13 protein-coding genes and 1 tRNA gene are annotated in these 13978 nt (G+C 73.4%); 5 read left to right on the forward strand and 9 right to left on the reverse strand.

From position 1 onward, the window contains the following. Nucleotides 1-63: 63 nt before the first annotated feature. Nucleotides 64-1530 carry an MFS transporter gene (locus tag ACFUC1_RS17770; protein ID WP_379122174.1) on the reverse strand — a complete coding sequence of 489 codons (1467 nt, stop codon included), beginning with the start codon at nucleotides 1528-1530 and terminating at the stop codon, nucleotides 64-66. A gap of 168 nt (nucleotides 1531-1698) precedes the next feature. Between ACFUC1_RS17770 and ACFUC1_RS17775 the strand changes: the two genes are divergently transcribed. Next, entirely contained in the window at nucleotides 1699-2295 is a 597-nt protein-coding gene (locus tag ACFUC1_RS17775) for a TetR/AcrR family transcriptional regulator (RefSeq protein ID WP_379122176.1), read from the forward strand. On the opposite strand, the gene ACFUC1_RS17780 is transcribed toward ACFUC1_RS17775, so the two are convergent. From ACFUC1_RS17780 to ACFUC1_RS17790, 3 genes are all read right to left on the reverse strand, one after another. Next, nucleotides 2250-2942, reverse strand: coding sequence for a PAS domain-containing protein (locus tag ACFUC1_RS17780; protein WP_379122178.1), 693 nt, complete (start codon nucleotides 2940-2942; stop codon nucleotides 2250-2252). The genes ACFUC1_RS17775 and ACFUC1_RS17780 overlap by 46 nt on opposite strands. Nucleotides 2943-3146: 204 nt before the next feature. Continuing rightward, nucleotides 3147-3223, reverse strand: a tRNA-Met gene (locus ACFUC1_RS17785). A gap of 84 nt (nucleotides 3224-3307) precedes the next feature. Next, nucleotides 3308-6280: a UPF0182 family protein gene (locus ACFUC1_RS17790; protein ID WP_379122180.1), complete on the reverse strand. Its 2973-nt coding sequence runs from the start codon at nucleotides 6278-6280 to the stop codon at nucleotides 3308-3310. 258 nt (nucleotides 6281-6538) lie between these two features. Between ACFUC1_RS17790 and ACFUC1_RS17795 the strand changes: the two genes are divergently transcribed. Next, the gene (locus ACFUC1_RS17795; RefSeq protein WP_379122182.1) at nucleotides 6539-7093 is read left to right on the forward strand and encodes a PPA1309 family protein; all 555 of its coding nucleotides are present in this window, start codon (nucleotides 6539-6541) and stop codon (nucleotides 7091-7093) included. 120 nt (nucleotides 7094-7213) lie between these two features. Here the strand turns inward: ACFUC1_RS17795 and ACFUC1_RS17800 are convergent, their stop codons facing one another. From ACFUC1_RS17800 to ACFUC1_RS17810, 3 genes are read right to left on the reverse strand one after another with little or no spacing between them, the layout of a single operon-like run. Beyond that, nucleotides 7214-8353, reverse strand: a complete 1140-nt coding sequence (locus ACFUC1_RS17800) for a PDZ domain-containing protein (protein ID WP_379122184.1) — start codon at nucleotides 8351-8353, stop codon at nucleotides 7214-7216. Further along, on the reverse strand, nucleotides 8350-8814 hold the full coding sequence (locus tag ACFUC1_RS17805) for a molybdenum cofactor biosynthesis protein MoaE (protein ID WP_379122186.1): 465 nt from the start codon (nucleotides 8812-8814) through the stop codon (nucleotides 8350-8352). The genes ACFUC1_RS17800 and ACFUC1_RS17805 overlap by 4 nt, the downstream gene beginning before the upstream one ends. Continuing rightward, a complete protein-coding gene (locus ACFUC1_RS17810) occupies nucleotides 8811-9962 on the reverse strand; it encodes an NAD-dependent epimerase/dehydratase family protein (protein ID WP_379122188.1) in 1152 nt (383 codons plus the stop codon). Before ACFUC1_RS17810 ends, ACFUC1_RS17805 begins: the two co-directional genes overlap by 4 nt. A gap of 61 nt (nucleotides 9963-10023) precedes the next feature. On the opposite strand from ACFUC1_RS17810, the gene ACFUC1_RS17815 reads away from it, so the two are divergent. Further along, nucleotides 10024-11448 carry a zinc-dependent metalloprotease gene (locus tag ACFUC1_RS17815; RefSeq protein ID WP_379122190.1) on the forward strand — a complete coding sequence of 475 codons (1425 nt, stop codon included), beginning with the start codon at nucleotides 10024-10026 and terminating at the stop codon, nucleotides 11446-11448. Further along, nucleotides 11445-12062: an NUDIX hydrolase gene (locus ACFUC1_RS17820; protein WP_379122192.1), complete on the forward strand. Its 618-nt coding sequence runs from the start codon at nucleotides 11445-11447 to the stop codon at nucleotides 12060-12062. Before ACFUC1_RS17815 ends, ACFUC1_RS17820 begins: the two co-directional genes overlap by 4 nt. On the opposite strand, the gene ACFUC1_RS17825 is transcribed toward ACFUC1_RS17820, so the two are convergent. Beyond that, on the reverse strand, nucleotides 12059-12670 hold the full coding sequence (locus ACFUC1_RS17825) for a M48 family metallopeptidase (RefSeq protein ID WP_379122194.1): 612 nt from the start codon (nucleotides 12668-12670) through the stop codon (nucleotides 12059-12061). The genes ACFUC1_RS17820 and ACFUC1_RS17825 overlap by 4 nt on opposite strands. Before the next feature lie 127 nt (nucleotides 12671-12797). Next, entirely contained in the window at nucleotides 12798-13622 is an 825-nt protein-coding gene (locus ACFUC1_RS17830; RefSeq protein WP_379122196.1) for an enoyl-CoA hydratase/isomerase family protein, read from the reverse strand. A gap of 132 nt (nucleotides 13623-13754) precedes the next feature. On the opposite strand from ACFUC1_RS17830, the gene ACFUC1_RS17835 reads away from it, so the two are divergent. Further along, a complete protein-coding gene (locus ACFUC1_RS17835; protein WP_091756008.1) occupies nucleotides 13755-13913 on the forward strand; it encodes a DUF5679 domain-containing protein in 159 nt (52 codons plus the stop codon). Nucleotides 13914-13978 lie beyond the last annotated feature (65 nt).

Consider the following 13978-nt stretch of genomic DNA (forward strand, 5'->3'; position numbering starts at 1 on the left):
GCTCGTCTGCGCGCAGACGAGCGGGTCAGTGGGCGCGTCGCCCCCGGTCGGGGCGAGGAGCGGTCAGGCGGCCGGCTCGAGCACCGCCTCGGTGGGCACGGCCACGGGACGCGGGGTCCGCCGTCGGGCCGAGAGGCTGACGAGGAGGGCCACCGCGACGGCGATCAGCCCTGCTGCGACACCGAAGCCGCGGTCGGCGCCCAGCACGAAGAGCTCCTTCGCGGCGGCACTCGCACCCGGCCCGGACGCCGCCCCGGGGCCGGCGGTCGCGAACACGGTCACCAGGACCGCAAGCCCGACCGCACCGCCGAGCTGCTGGGTGACGTTGACCAGGCCCGAGGCCACGCCGGCCTCGTGCTGGGCGACTCGCACCATGCCGGCCTCGGTGAGCGGCACGAACGCCGTGCCGTTGCCGAGGGCGAACACCACCATCGAGACCACCAGCTGCGCATACGTGGTGCCCACCCCGACCCAGGTGAGCAGGACGAGCCCCACGAGCGACATCGTCATGCCGACGAGCATCACGGCTCGCCCGCCGACGCGCGGCACCAGGACCCGGGTGGCCAGCTGCGAGCTGATGAAGACCGACACCGGGAAGGGAACGAACGCCAGACCCGTGCGCACCGGCGACCAGCCGAGGACGAGCTGGAAGTACTGGCTCAGGAAGAAGAACGCGCCCATGCTGCCGGCCACGAGCAGCAGCCGCGAGGTGTAGGCGACGACCCGCTCGCGGTCCGCGAACAGGTGCAGGGGCACGACGGGCTGGGCGACCCGGCGCTCGACCGCCACGAAGGCGGCCAGCAGCACGGCGGAGGCGACGAAGGAGCCGACCGCGGAACCGCTCCCCCACCCGTGTGCCGCGGCGGAGATGAAGCCGTAGACGAGGGCGGTCATGCCCGCCGTCGACAGCAGGCTGCCCGCGACGTCGATGCGGCCGCGCTGGGAGCGGCTCCCCGGGAGCGCCGCGCGGGACAGGGCCAGCACGACCAGGCCGATCGGGACGTTGACGAACATGACCCAGCGCCACGAGGCGTACGAGGTCAGCAGCCCGCCGGCGATGAGGCCGATCGCCGCGCCGCTCGCGGACACGATCGTGTAGTAGCCGATCGCCCGGGTGCGGTCACGGGGCTGCGGGTACAGGCCCATGAGGATGGCCAGGGCGGACGGGGCGACCAGCGCGGCGCCCACCCCCTGGGCGGCACGGGCCAGGAAGAGGTGGCTGCCGGCATCGGCGAAGCCGCCGAGCAGCGACGCCGCGGTGAAGAGCGTCATACCGACGGCGAAGACGGTCCGCCGGCCGAAGAGGTCACCCGCGCGGGCGCCGAGGAGCAGCAGCCCGCCGAAGGCGAGGGTGTAGGCGTTGACGACCCACGACAGGTCGGCGGGCGCGATGTGCAGCGCCTGCTGCATGTCCGGCAGCGCGATGTTCACGATGGCGGAGTCCAGCACGATCATCATCTGCGTGGTGAGGACGACGGCGAGGGGTAGCCAGGTCCGGGTGGGCGTGGCCGGGGTGGTGGTGGAGCTCATGGATGGGGAGGTCCTTCCCGACAGGGCGTATCATCGAGGTGAAGCGGAGGCCTCCTCCGCGTCGTTGCGAAGCGAGACGGCGGTCGAGGTGACCGCAGAAGCGGAGAGAGCCTCCGCTTTCAGTTACTATACGGAGAGAGCCTCCGTTTACGCAAGGTGGAATGCCATATGGGTGCCGACGACGCCAAGCCGCTGCGCGCGGACGCCGCCCGCAACCGCGCCCGCCTGCTCGAGTGCGCCACCACCCTGTTCGCCGAGCGCGGCGTCGAGACCTCGCTCGACGACGTCGCCAAGGCTGCCGGCGTGGGGATCGGCACCCTGTACCGCCACTTCCCCACCCGCGACGACCTCGTGCTCGCCGTCTACGGCGCCCAGATCGACGCCCTGGACCAGCGCTCGCGCGAGCTCTCCACCAGTGAGGACCCGGGCGCCGCGCTGCGCGAGTGGATGCGGGGCTTCGTCGCCTTCTACGCCGTGAAGCAGGGCATGGTCACGCTGCTGCGCGCGATGATGAACGGCAGCCGGTCCGAGCACTTCCAGCACACCCGCGAGACCCTGCGGCTGGCCGCCGAGCGGATGCTCGCTCCCGCCATCGAGGCCGGCGTCATCCGTGACGACGTCGCCGCCCCGGAGCTGCTGCGGGCGCTGGGCGGCATCTGCCTGACGAGCGAGCCCCGGAGCGTGAGCCCCGAGTCCACGCTCGCGCTCGTCGACCTGGTCTACGACGGCCTGCGGTTCGGGGCGAGGGCCCCCGCCACCGCCTGAGCGCCAGCCGCGTTCGGTGCCGGCCCTGCGATGAGGTCGCGCAGGGCGGCGATGGCGCGGTCGATGTCGCCCATCGCCTCCCACAGCGGTCCGGAGTCCCGAGCGGGGTCCTGCGAGAGCGCGCCGGACAGCTTGAGGGTGGCCCCGAACAGCTGCCGGGCCACGATGTCGGTGGTGACGTCCGCGACGCGCCGACGCTCCCGGTCGACGGCCCGCGCCTCGGCCCGGTGGCGCAGGAGGGCCTCGGCGTCGATGCGGGCCGTGATGTCGATGAGGTGCTGCAGGACCCCGACCACCTCACGGTCGACGACGAACGGGGCGCACGAGACCTGGACCTGGCGCACCTGGCCGGCGGCATCCTCGATGGTCCGGGCGTACTGCTGCTCCGTCCCGGCCAGTCCCGCCTCGAGGAAGGGGCGGATGCTCTGCCAGACCGGTTCCGGCACCAGCTCCCGGACGTGCCGGCCGCGGACCTCGGCGAGCTCCTCGCGGCCGGACTCGCGCAGGGCGAACGCGTTGGCGAAGTCGCACCGCAGCTCACGGTTCCAGACGGTCACCCCGGCCGGCAGCAGGTCCAGGACCTCGGCCGCCTCCGGTCCGACCAGCCGAGTGGGACCTTGCGCCGCGGTATGGCTGGACTGCCCCATGTGGACCTCCTCGCCTGAGCAACGACTGCGAATCTCCTCGAACGCCGCTCCCCGCCCCTGCAGGCGATGTGGGGCTCGCACCTCCCACGCTACCGGCGCAGGCACCACGGTGGCTCAGCCACGAGAGCGATCTCACCCCCGGCCGCAGCGCGTACGACGAAGGCCCGGACCGCGTGGTCCGGGCCTTCGTGTCGCCGATGCGATTGGTAGCGGGGGCAGGATTTGAACCTGCGACCTCCGGGTTATGAGCCCGGCGAGCTACCGAGCTGCTCCACCCCGCGTCGGTAGCCCCAACTCTACGGGACTCCCTGCGGCTGGGCCAAATCGGGCACCCGCGCTGCCGTCCGTCGCCAGTCCTCCGCTCCCTACTTGCTGGTCGTGGCGCTCGGCGACGGCGTCGTCGCCGTGGCGGACGGGGTCGGCGTCACCGTGGTGCTGCCGCCCTTGGGCGCCGCCGCGACGGCCCGCTTGATGGCGTCGTCGAGCTTCTTCTGGGCCTCGCCGTATGCCGCGAAGTCGCCCGCCTTGAGTGCCTTCTGGCCGTCGTCGTACGCCGACTGGATGTCGGCGAGCGCCTGGGCCAGGGCCGCGTTGCCGGTCGACGGGGTCGTGGGCGTGGTGGGCGTGGTGGGCGTGGTCGGCGTCGAGCCCGAGCCCGTCCCCGAGTCGCCCGCGGTGGCGCCGGACCGGCCGCCGAACAGCCCGTCGAGCGCGCCGTCGAGGGTGTCGGACCAGGCCAGCTTGTTGCCGAACGCCACCACCGTCGCCCGCGACAGCGGGAAGGACGAGGTGCTGTTGGCGCTGACGTAGATGGGCTGCACGTACAGCAGGCCGCCACCGACGGGCAGCGTCAGCAGGTTCCCGAGGGTGACCCTCGAGCCCTGCTGGCGCGCGTTGTTGAGGAACTGGCTCAGCGTCAGGCTGAACGCCGGCGAGGTCTGGTTCGAGGAGTTGATGTCGTTCTGGACCTGGCCGGGGCCCCGCACCTGGCTGTCCTTGGGCAGCTCGAGCAGGCGCAGCTTGCCGTAGTCCGCGCTGGGCCTGCCCGCGGTGGAGCCGGCGTCGGCGTCGACCGCGAGGAAGCCCGACAGGACCTGGCGGTCACCGACCGGCTTGAACGTCGTCGTGAGCGAGAACTTGGCGCTGTCCTGGTCGGGCATCTTCAGCGTCAGGTAGTACGGCGGCTGGTCGACGTTGCGGGCCTCCTGGGCCGGGTCCTCCGGGACCTCCCAGTAGTCCTGGCCGCCGTAGAACGACGCGGCGTCCGTGACGTGGTACTGGGTCAGCACCTGCCGCTGCACCTTGAACAGGTCCTCGGGGTAGCGCAGGTGCGCCATGAGGTCGCCGCTGATCTGCGACATCGGCAGCACCGTGTTGCCGAACGCGTTGCTCCACGCCTTGAGCAGCGGGTCCTTCTCGTCCCAGGTGTAGAGCTTGACCGCGCCGCTCTCGGCGTCGACGGTCGCCTTGACCGAGTTGCGGATGTAGTTGACCTGGCCGCTGCCGATCGGCCGCACCGCCGAGGAGGTGGCGGTCGTGGAGTCGGACGTCGCGTTGTCGATCTCCTTGAGCCGCGAGTACGGGTAGTCGGCCGTGGTCGTGTAGCCGTCGACGATCCACTGCACCCGTCCGTCGACGACGGCGGGGTAGGGGTTGCCGTCGAGGGTCAGCCAGGGCGCCACGCGCTCGACCCGCTCCAGCGGCTTGCGGTGGTCGAGGATGCGGCTCTGGTCGGTCACCGCGTCGGAGAGCAGGAAGTTGAGCTCGCGGTACTTCAGCGCGTAGGCCGCCTGCCGGAAGATCGAGCTCAGCTTGACGCCGCCGCCGCCGGAGTAGGTCGTGTTCTTCTGCCCCGCGGCGCTGTTGTCCGGGTAGTCGAACTCGCGCGGAGCCGCGCCGGGCGCACCGCCGACGATCGAGTAGTCGGGCGACTTCTCGCCGAAGTAGATCCGCGGCTGGAAGTCGCCGAGCGGCCCCGTCTGCGGGATGTTCTGCTCGTAGAAGACCGGCTCCCCGTCGGCCGTGCGCTGGTTGCCGTATGCCGCGACGACGCCGAAGCCGTGGGTGTAGACCGTGTGGTCGTTGAGCCAGTTCCGCTGGTTCTGCGGCACGCCGTCGAGGTCGAGCTCGCGCACGGCGACGACGGTGTCGCGCACCTTGCCGCCGACGGTGTAGCGGTCGACGTCGAGGGCGTCCGGGAACGCGTAGTACGACTTGACCGACTGCAGCTGCTTGAACGTCGGGGAGACCACGATCGGGTCGACGAGCCGGATGCCGGGGATCGTCTCGGCGTCGTCGCGCAGCTGGTCTGGCTTGGCCTCGGTCGTCGCGGTGTAGGGGGTGGTGCTCAGCCCGTCGATGCCGTACGCGGCGCGCGTGGCGTCGATGCTGCGCTGGATGTACTTCTGCTCCAGGGACTTCTCCGACGGGCGGACCTGGAACCGCTGCACGAGCGCGGGGTAGATGCTGCCGACGACGACCGAGGTGACGACCAGCAGTCCCACGCCGACGGCGGGCAGTCGCCACGACCGGGTCCAGATCGAGGCGATGAACAGCGCCGCGGTCATCACCGCGGCCACGGCCAGGATCACCTTGGTGGGCAGCACGGCGTTGGCGTCGGTGTACCCGATCCCGGTCAGGAGCCGGTTGTCCTTGGTGGCCAGGCTGTACCGGTCGAACCAGTAGCTCGCCGCCCGGACGAGCACGATGGCGGCCAGCAGGATCGCGAGGTGCGTCCGGGCCGCCCGCGTCGTGCGCTCGCCGCGGCCCTGAACCTGCAGCCCGCCGTAGACGTAGTGGGTGAAGGCGGCGGCCACGAGCGCCATGACGAGCGCCATGGTGAGGAACCCGAGCAGGAACCGGATCCAGGGCAGGGTGAACACGAAGAACGACAGGTCGAGGTGGAACTGGGCGTCCTTCCGGCCGAAGGGGACGCCGTTGCGCCACAGCAGGTACGTCTTCCACTGCCCCGCCGCGCCGGTGCCGGCGAGCAGGCCGAGGACGCCTGGGATGACGACCATGGCGACCTTGCGCAGCGGCTCGATCGCCTCGCGGTACTGGTCGAGGTTCTGCTGCTGCGGCGTCACCGGCGCGTAGATGGGCCGGGTGCGCCAGCCGACGACGAGGCTCGACGCGACGAGGGCCGCGGTGATGACGAAGCCGAGGACGAAGAGCACGACCTTGGTGAGCAGCTCGGTGCGGAAGACCTCCTCGTACCCGACGGACTGGTACCAGAGCACCTCCGTCCAGACCGAGGCGGCGACGGAGACCACGATGCCGAGCGCCACCACGATGGCGATCGTCGGCCCGAGCGGACCGCGGCGCCGGCGGAAGGTCATGGTCGGGGGCCGCCTGCCCCCGGGGCCGCCTGCACCGCCACCGGGCCGGCCGGCCCCCGAGGACTCGCCCGGCCCGAACCACTCCGAAGAACTCACACCACGCCCGATCTGCCGTGCGAGCGGCCACCCCGGCCACCTGCTGGTAGTGGGACCAACTTACCGATGACGGCTGGGGTTCCCGGGAGGTTTGCGCCGTCCGGCGTCCCCGACCCCCACCGAACGCCGACCCGGCGCCCTCCGCCGCGGCACCTACGGCCGATGCGGCACCATGAGCGGGTGAGCCAGTCCAGCCGTCCCGTCGCGGACCCGTTGTCCATCGCCGCCCTCGACACCGAGCGCCACGTCGCCGCGTCCGGGTGGGACCAGAACCCGCGACTGTTCGCCCTCGTCCCCACCGCCGACCTGCTCGAGCGCGAGCCGCACCTGCGCGCGGGCATGCACGGGTCGGACCTCGCCGAGGGGGCCCTGAGCGCCATCGAGCAGGAGAACCTGCCCCCCACCTCGAACCTCGAGTCGCTGCTCGGCGGGATCGCCTGGCCGGAGGCCGTCGTCGGCGCCGCCCTGGCCGTCGAGCGGATCGTCGTCCCGCCGGAGGCCGAGCGCGACCTGCCCGTCCACGCCCAGTCCGCGGTCGACGCCCTGGCCGCGCACCCCGCGCGGCAGGACGTGCGGCTGCTCGTCGCCGTCACCCGCGACGGCCAGAGCCGCTGCCTGCTTCGCCAGCGCGCCCACGACAGCGACGACCAGGTCGCCCTCGGCGACGACATCGCCCCGGGCCTCGTGCACGCGCTCAGGGCGACGCTGCAGGACTGACCCGCCGGCGCGGCCCGCGGGCGCGCGTATGCCGCGCGGCCCGCCCGCGCGGCACACGCCCGCGGCCCGCCCGCGCGGCACACGGAGTCGGCCCGCCCGCTCACGCGGGCAGGCCGGGCCTCACTTCGTGCAGGTGGGCAGCGAGCCGCCGCGGCCCGCAGCGATGGCCTCGACCGAGGACCGGGCCTGGTCGAAGGTCGAGATCCGGACCACCCGCAGGCCGTCCGGCACGTGGCCGACGACCTCGTTGCAGTTGTCGGCGGGCGCGAGGAACCACTGCGCGCCACCGTCACGGGCACCGACGAGCTTCTGCCGGATCCCACCGATCGGGCCAACCGCGCCGGTGCTGTCGATCGTGCCGGTGCCGGCGATCCTGGCCCCCCCGGTGAGGGCACCCGGCGTGAGCGTGTCGTAGAGCCCGAGCGCGAACATCGTCCCGGCCGAGGGGCCGCCGACGTTGCCGGCGTCGATCTTGACGCTGAACGGGAAGTCGAAGCGCACCCCGAGGAACACCCCGATGGTGGTGCGGCCGCCGGCGTCCCGCGTGGTCGCCGTGACCTCGACCGGCTTGCCCCCACGGACCAGCCCGAGCTTCACCGGTTGCCCCGCACTGTGCTTGCCGATGGCCGTGCGGATGGAGGCGCTGTCGTCGACGGCCGTCCCGTCGACGCTCACGATCTCGTCGCCCTGGCGCAGGACCGACCGGTTGGGGCTGTCCTGGGTGACCTGGGCGATCACGATGTGCTGCACGACCTTCTGGCCCACCGCGCGCAGGGCGACGGCGATCGCCTCCTGCTGGGAGTCGGCCATCTCGGCGGCGCCCTCCTCCTGCACCTGCTTGTCGGTGATCCCCTTGGGGAAGTACGCCTCCTCCGGCTCGATCTCCTCGCTGCGGTTGAGGGCCGCCCCCAGCAGGTCCCACACGGTGACCCGGAAGCCGGGACCGCCGGCGACCCGGACGGTGGTGAAGTCGAGGGCGCCCTCGGTCGGGTAGGTCCTCGCGCCGGAGACGGTGATCAACGGGGTCCTGCCGGACGCGATGATGTTGGTGACCGGACCGGGCTTCAGCACGACGTAGGGCAGGCCCACCATGGTCGACAGGGCGGCCAGAGCGATGAGCAGGAAGCCCCCCACGAGGACGACGAGCGACCGGCGACCGAGGCGGGAGTCGTCGCGCCCGTCCCCGTCCTGCGGGCCGAAGGGTCCCTGCGGCCCCTCGGGCCCTGCGGGGGGTGGCGACGACGTCGACGAGAGGGTCACGGCAGCCCCACCCACTCGTCGGTGCCGTCGGCGAACTGCTGGTGCTTCCAGATCGGCACGGTCGACTTGAGCGTGTCGATGAGGTCGCGGCAGGCCTCCATGGCCTCACCCCGGTGCGGGGCCGAGACACCGACGACCACGGCGAGGTCCCCGACCTCGAGGTGGCCCGAGCGGTGCACGGCCGCGAGCCGCGACACCGAGTGGCGTGCGGCGACCTCCCGGCACACGCGGGCGAGCTCGTCCGCGGCGCTGGGGTGGCTGGAGTAGTCGAGGGCACTCACCGCCTCGCCGTGGTCGTGGTCGCGCACCACCCCGACGAACAGCGACACGGCCCCGCAGCGAGGGTGCCGCACGGCCTCGAGGACCTCGTCGACCCCCAGCGGCTCGTCCCGGACGACGGCGAGGACGACCTCGCCCTCCCCCGTGGTCTCGCTGGTGGTCCCGGTGGTGCGGTCGGTCATGACCCACCCTTCCTGCGGCGGCGCCGCATGATGGCCGCGGTGCCCACCAGGGCGACCGCGGCACTGGCCGCCCCGAGGGCGGCGTCCTTGCGGTCGAGGCGTCGCGCCGCGACCGCGTGCGAACCCCGGATGGTGTCGAGCAGCACGCCGAGGCAGGTCTCGTTGTCGTGGACCGGCTCCCACCCGTGGTCGAGCAGTCGGCCCGCCGACACCGCCCAGGGGAAGGCGACGAAGGCGAGGTCGCTGGCGGGTGCCGGCAAGACCCCAACGCGGTGGAGCCGGTCTGCGGTTCCCATGGCCGCGCCGAGGCTCAGCTCGACCGGACGCATGCCGGTCAGGCGCTCGAGGTCGCGCTGGGTGAGGTGGCCCGGCGCGCCCACCGAGACCGCGCCCTCGATGCCCCTGGCCACGACGAGGGCGACCGCGGAGCCGAGGTCGTCGACGTGGCAGAACTGCCACGCCGGGTCCGAGCCGCGGACCGTGAGCAGCCGCGGCGCCTCGAAGTGCCGGGTGAGCACGGTGTCCACGCCGTCGCCGACGAGGGCAGCCGGCCGGACGGCGGTGATCCGCAGTCCGGGGTGCACGTCGCGGGCCACGCCGACGAGCTGCTCGACGTCCATGAGGTCCCCCACCTGGCCCTCGTCGCCGGGGGCGCGCAGCGGGGCGTCGTCGGGCAGCGGGACCGGGTTGTCGGGGTGGGCGCCGTAGACCTGCGCCCCCGTGACCACCACGAGGTGCCGCACCCCGGCGGCCGCGGCGGCGGTGATCACCGTCTGCGCCCGGCGAAGGTTGCGCTCGCGGCGCACGCGGGCGCCGAGTGCCAGGTCGGCGTCGAGGTCCGTGCTCGCCGCGACGTATGCCGCGGCGTGCACGCCGCGCAGCGCCTCCACCAGCGTGGGGTGGGCGGGGTCGCACTGGCGGTACTCCACGCCGCCCACCGGCGGCCGCTCCACGTCGACGGCCAGGACGGTCCCGATCCGCGACTGCGGCCCACGCGCGGTCGCGCCGGCAGTCCCCCGGGCAGCGGTCGTCACCAGCGCACGCAGGAGCGCCTGGCCCGCCGCGCCGGCCGTGCCGACGACGGCGACGTCGACGGCGCTACGCCGCGAGCGAACTGCACCCCCCTGGGCGCCCGCTGGGGAACTCACCGTGGCCTCCGCGTGGTTGTCTTGGACGAAGCCATCCTCTCAGGACTCCCGAGGAGCCGTTGTGCCCGACCACCCCGACCTGCCCGACCGTCCCGGCGACGACGCCGGTTCGGGGCTGCCCCCCGAGCTCGAGCAGGTGCTGCGCCGGCTCACCGGCGGGGCCGGGCTCGACCCGCAGATGGTGCAGGCGCTCAAGGACATGGGCGTCGACCGGGTCGACCCCGCGATGCTCGAGATGATGGCCGGCCAGGTGCAGGCCATGTTCACCGGTGCGGCGGGTGACACCGGGGAGCCGTTCAACGCCGCGCTCGCCACCGACACCGCCCGCAAGGTCGTCGCGGCCGAGGGCGACACCGTCGTCGCGGATGCCGCCCGCCGGCAGGTCGACCAGGCCGTCCAGGTGGCCGAGCTGTGGCTCGACCAGGTGACGGCGTTCGAGGCGCCCGGCATCACCACCCACGCCTGGAGCCGGGCCGAGTGGGTCGAGGCCACCATGCCGACGTGGCGCGACCTCGTGGGCCCGGTCGCCGAGGGCGTCGGGCGCGCGGTCGGCGACGCGATGCGCGCGCAGATCGCCGAGCTGGGGCAGGGTGGGATCCCGGAGGGGATGCTGCCCGAGGGCCTCCTGCCGCCGGGAGTCGACCCGGCCGCGATGCTCGGGCAGATGGAGCCGGTCCTGGCCCGGATGAGCGGATCGATGTTCGGGCTGCAGGTCGGGCAGGCGGTCGGTGCCCTCGCGTCCGAGACCGTCAGCGGTACCGAGGTCGGGCTGCCGCTCGTGGCCGACCGGTCGGTCGCGCTGCTCCCCGCGAACGTCGAGGCGTTCGCCGAGGGGCTCGAGGTCGACCTCGACCAGGTGCGGCTCTACCTCGCCGTGCGCGAGGCCGCCCGCGTGCGGCTGTTCGCGCAGGTGCCGTGGATCGGCCCGCAGCTGCTGACGGCGGTCCGCGACTACGCCCGCGACATCACGATCGACACCGACCGCATCGAGTCGGCGCTGCAGTCGGTGGACCCCAGCGACGCCACCGCGCTGCAGTCGGCCCTGCAGGACCAGCTCTTCCGCCCCGACCCGAGCCCCTCGCAGCGCGCCGCCCTGACCCGGCTCGAGACCTACCTGGCCCTCGTCGAGGGTTGGGTCGACGTCGTCGCCGAGCGCGCCACCCGCGGCCACCTCCCGCAGGCCGCCTCCTTGGCGGAGGCGATCCGCCGACGCCGCGCGACCGGCGGCCCGGCCGAGAAGGTCTTCTCCGGGCTCGTGGGCCTTGAGCTGCGGCCGCGACGGCTGCGGGACGCCGCCAACCTGTGGGCGGCGCTGGAGTCCGCGCGCGGGCAGGGGGGACGCGACGCGGCCTGGGGCCACCCGGACGTCGCCCCCACCGCCGCCGACCTCGACGACCCGCTGGGCTACGTCGAGCGGGTCGACGCCTCCGAGGACAGCGCGCTGGACTCGGCCCTCGACCAGATCCTGCGCGAGGGCGAGCAGTGACCGGACCCGACACGGGCATCGCCACCGGCGTGCCCGCGGCATACCTCGCCCTGCGCGACGACGCGGTCGCGGCGCTCGAGGCGTGGCAGGCACCCTACGCGGGGCAGGAGCAGTGGCGGCGCGAGTTCCTCGAGCTGTGCGCGGCCCACCCCGACGCGCTGTGGAAGCAGGGCCCGCCGCAGCACCTGACGACCGGCGCGATCGTGCTCAACCCCTCGCTCGACCGGGTCCTGCTCACCCACCACCGCAAGGCCGGGATGTGGCTGCAGTTCGGCGGCCACTTCGAGCCGCGGGACGCCTCCGTGCACGCGGCTGCCACCCGCGAGGCGCGCGAGGAGAGCGGGCTGCCCGACCTCGTTCTCGACCCGCGGATCGTCGAGCTGCACCGGCACGAGCTGGTCGCCGCGGCATTCGGCCGGTGCGCCGAGCACCTCGACATCCGGTATGCCGGCGTGGTGCCGGACGAAGCCGGGTACGCCGTGAGCGAGGAGTCGCTCGACGTGCGCTGGTGGCCGGCCGACGAGCTGCCCGCCGAGAGCGCGCACGAGATCGGCCCGATGGTGCAGGCCGCACGCAGGATGCTCGGCCGGTCCTCGCGGCAGTCGCCGGGCTAGTCCTCGGTGGGGCCGAACTCCAGGGCGGCCTGACCCGGGGCCCCGTCGGGCTCGTCGACGTCGTCGAGCTCGTCGACGAGCGGCTCGGCGGGTGCGTCGCCGTCGGACAGCTCCAGGCCGGCGGCGGCTGCGACGCCCTCGAGGTAGCCCCGAGCGCGCTCGAGCCGGGGGTAGCCCGACAGGAGCGCCCAGAACTCCGGGCCGTGGCCGGGGGCCAGCAGGTGGGCGAGCTCGTGCAGCACGACGTAGTCGAGGACGTAGCCGGGCATGCCCTTGACCCGCGAGGAGATGCGGATCGTGCCGTCGGAGGGGGTGCACGACCCCCACCGGGACTGCTGGTTGGAGACCCAGCGGATCGAGGTCGGCTTGGCGAGGCCGCCGAGGTAGCGGCCGGAGAGCTCCGCGGCCCGCGAGCGCAGCTGGGCGTCACTGGGCCGGCGCCGGCGGTCGCCGCGCTCCAGCCGCTCGACCATGGTGGCCACCCACTGCCGCTCCTCGGCCTTGGTGAACCGGGCCGGGATGAGCACGATCGTGCGCCCGCCCTCGCGGTAGGCGCTGACGGTGCGACGCCGCCGGCGGCTGCGCCTGACCTCGATGTCGGTGCTCACGCTCCCACGATAGGCGAGGGGTCGGACATTTCCCGTGCTCCGGCGCGCCCGGGACGTCGAAGGGACACGCCCGGGGTCCTGAGGGACGCGCCTCGGCGCGTCGCGGGTCCGGGGACGTCCGTGGGCGTCAGCGTCCGCGGAACTCCGGTCGGCGCCGGGCCGCGGCGGCGGCGATCCCCTCGTGCACGTCCTCGGTGGCGAGGGTGGTCGCCTGGGCCAGGGCCTCCCACTGCAGGGCCGTCTCGACCGTGTCGTGGCCTCCCCCGCGCAGGGCCTGCAGCGTGAGCCGGGTGGCGACGGGTGCGGCGGCTGCGACGCGGTCGGCGGCAGCGAGCGCCTCGTCGAGCACCGCCTCGGCCGGGAACGCGCCGGAGACGAGTCCCAGCCCGACGGCCTCGGCACCCGTGACGACCCGGCCCGTGAGCAGCAGGTCCCGTGCGACGGCCATCCCGGCGACGTCGGGCAGCGACCACGTCGTCGCCATGCCCGGGTGCAGCCCCAGCGAGGTGAACGGCACCCCGAGCCTGGCGTCCTGCCCGGCATACCGGATGTCACAGGCCAGGGCGAGCGCGAACCCGGCACCGATCGCGGCCCCGTTCACCGCCGCGATGGTCGGCACCGGCAGGTCGCGCACGGACAGCCACGACCGGTAGAAGGCCAGCATCCGTTCCCGCAGCCGCGGGACGGAGGCGTCGGGCTCGGACACGATCCACGACAGGTCGCCGCCGGCGCAGAACGCCGGGGGCGCCCCGGTGACGACGACGGCCGCGAGGGCCGCGTCCTGCGCCAGCTGCCCCATCAGCTGCACCCAGGACCGGGTCATCGCCGCGGACATGGAGTTGCGCCGGTCGGGGAGGTCGAGGGTCACGACGGCCACCCGCCGGCCCGATGCCTCCCGCCGGGCGACCGACAGGTCCTCGAACGGGTTCTCCCACCAGGTCAGGGCACTCATGGGGGCGAAGACTAGGGGGTCCGCTGAGCACGACGCATGCGCCCCCCTTGCGCGATTTTGTGCTCAGCATGGTCTAGGTTGGCCGAAGTCCGACACCGCACCGTGCGGTGTGATCGACAAGGAGACATCGCGATGGCAGACGAGACCTACAAGGGCGAGTTCTACTGCGTCAAGTGCAAGGAGAAGCGCGAGGCCGAGGGCAAGGTCGTCGAGACGAACGGCCGCCGCATGGCCAAGGGTGTGTGCCCGGTCTGCGGCACCAACCTCAACCGCATCCTCGGCAAGGCCTGACCCAGGACCTCCCATCGCAAGGGGCGGACCCGACCAGCTGGTCGGGTCCGCCCCTTGCTGCGTCC

This window comes from Pedococcus sp. NPDC057267 (assembly GCF_042668795.1).
Taxonomy (GTDB): Bacteria; Actinomycetota; Actinomycetes; order Actinomycetales; family Dermatophilaceae; genus Pedococcus.

Excerpts from the sequence above, each read along its gene's own strand:
- ACFUC1_RS17790 (WP_379122180.1), bottom strand. The coding sequence starts at position 6,280 with ATGACCTTCCGCCGGCGCCGCGGTCCGCTCGGGCCGACGATCGCCATC.
- ACFUC1_RS17770 (WP_379122174.1), bottom strand. The coding sequence starts at position 1,530 with ATGAGCTCCACCACCACCCCGGCCACGCCCACCCGGACCTGGCTACCC.
- ACFUC1_RS17795 (WP_379122182.1), top strand. The coding sequence starts at position 6,539 with ATGCGGCACCATGAGCGGGTGAGCCAGTCCAGCCGTCCCGTCGCGGAC.
- ACFUC1_RS17835 (WP_091756008.1), top strand. The coding sequence starts at position 13,755 with ATGGCAGACGAGACCTACAAGGGCGAGTTCTACTGCGTCAAGTGCAAG.
- ACFUC1_RS17775 (WP_379122176.1), top strand. The coding sequence starts at position 1,699 with ATGGGTGCCGACGACGCCAAGCCGCTGCGCGCGGACGCCGCCCGCAAC.
- ACFUC1_RS17830 (WP_379122196.1), bottom strand. The coding sequence starts at position 13,622 with ATGAGTGCCCTGACCTGGTGGGAGAACCCGTTCGAGGACCTGTCGGTC.
- ACFUC1_RS17780 (WP_379122178.1), bottom strand. The coding sequence starts at position 2,942 with ATGGGGCAGTCCAGCCATACCGCGGCGCAAGGTCCCACTCGGCTGGTC.
- ACFUC1_RS17805 (WP_379122186.1), bottom strand. The coding sequence starts at position 8,814 with ATGACCGACCGCACCACCGGGACCACCAGCGAGACCACGGGGGAGGGC.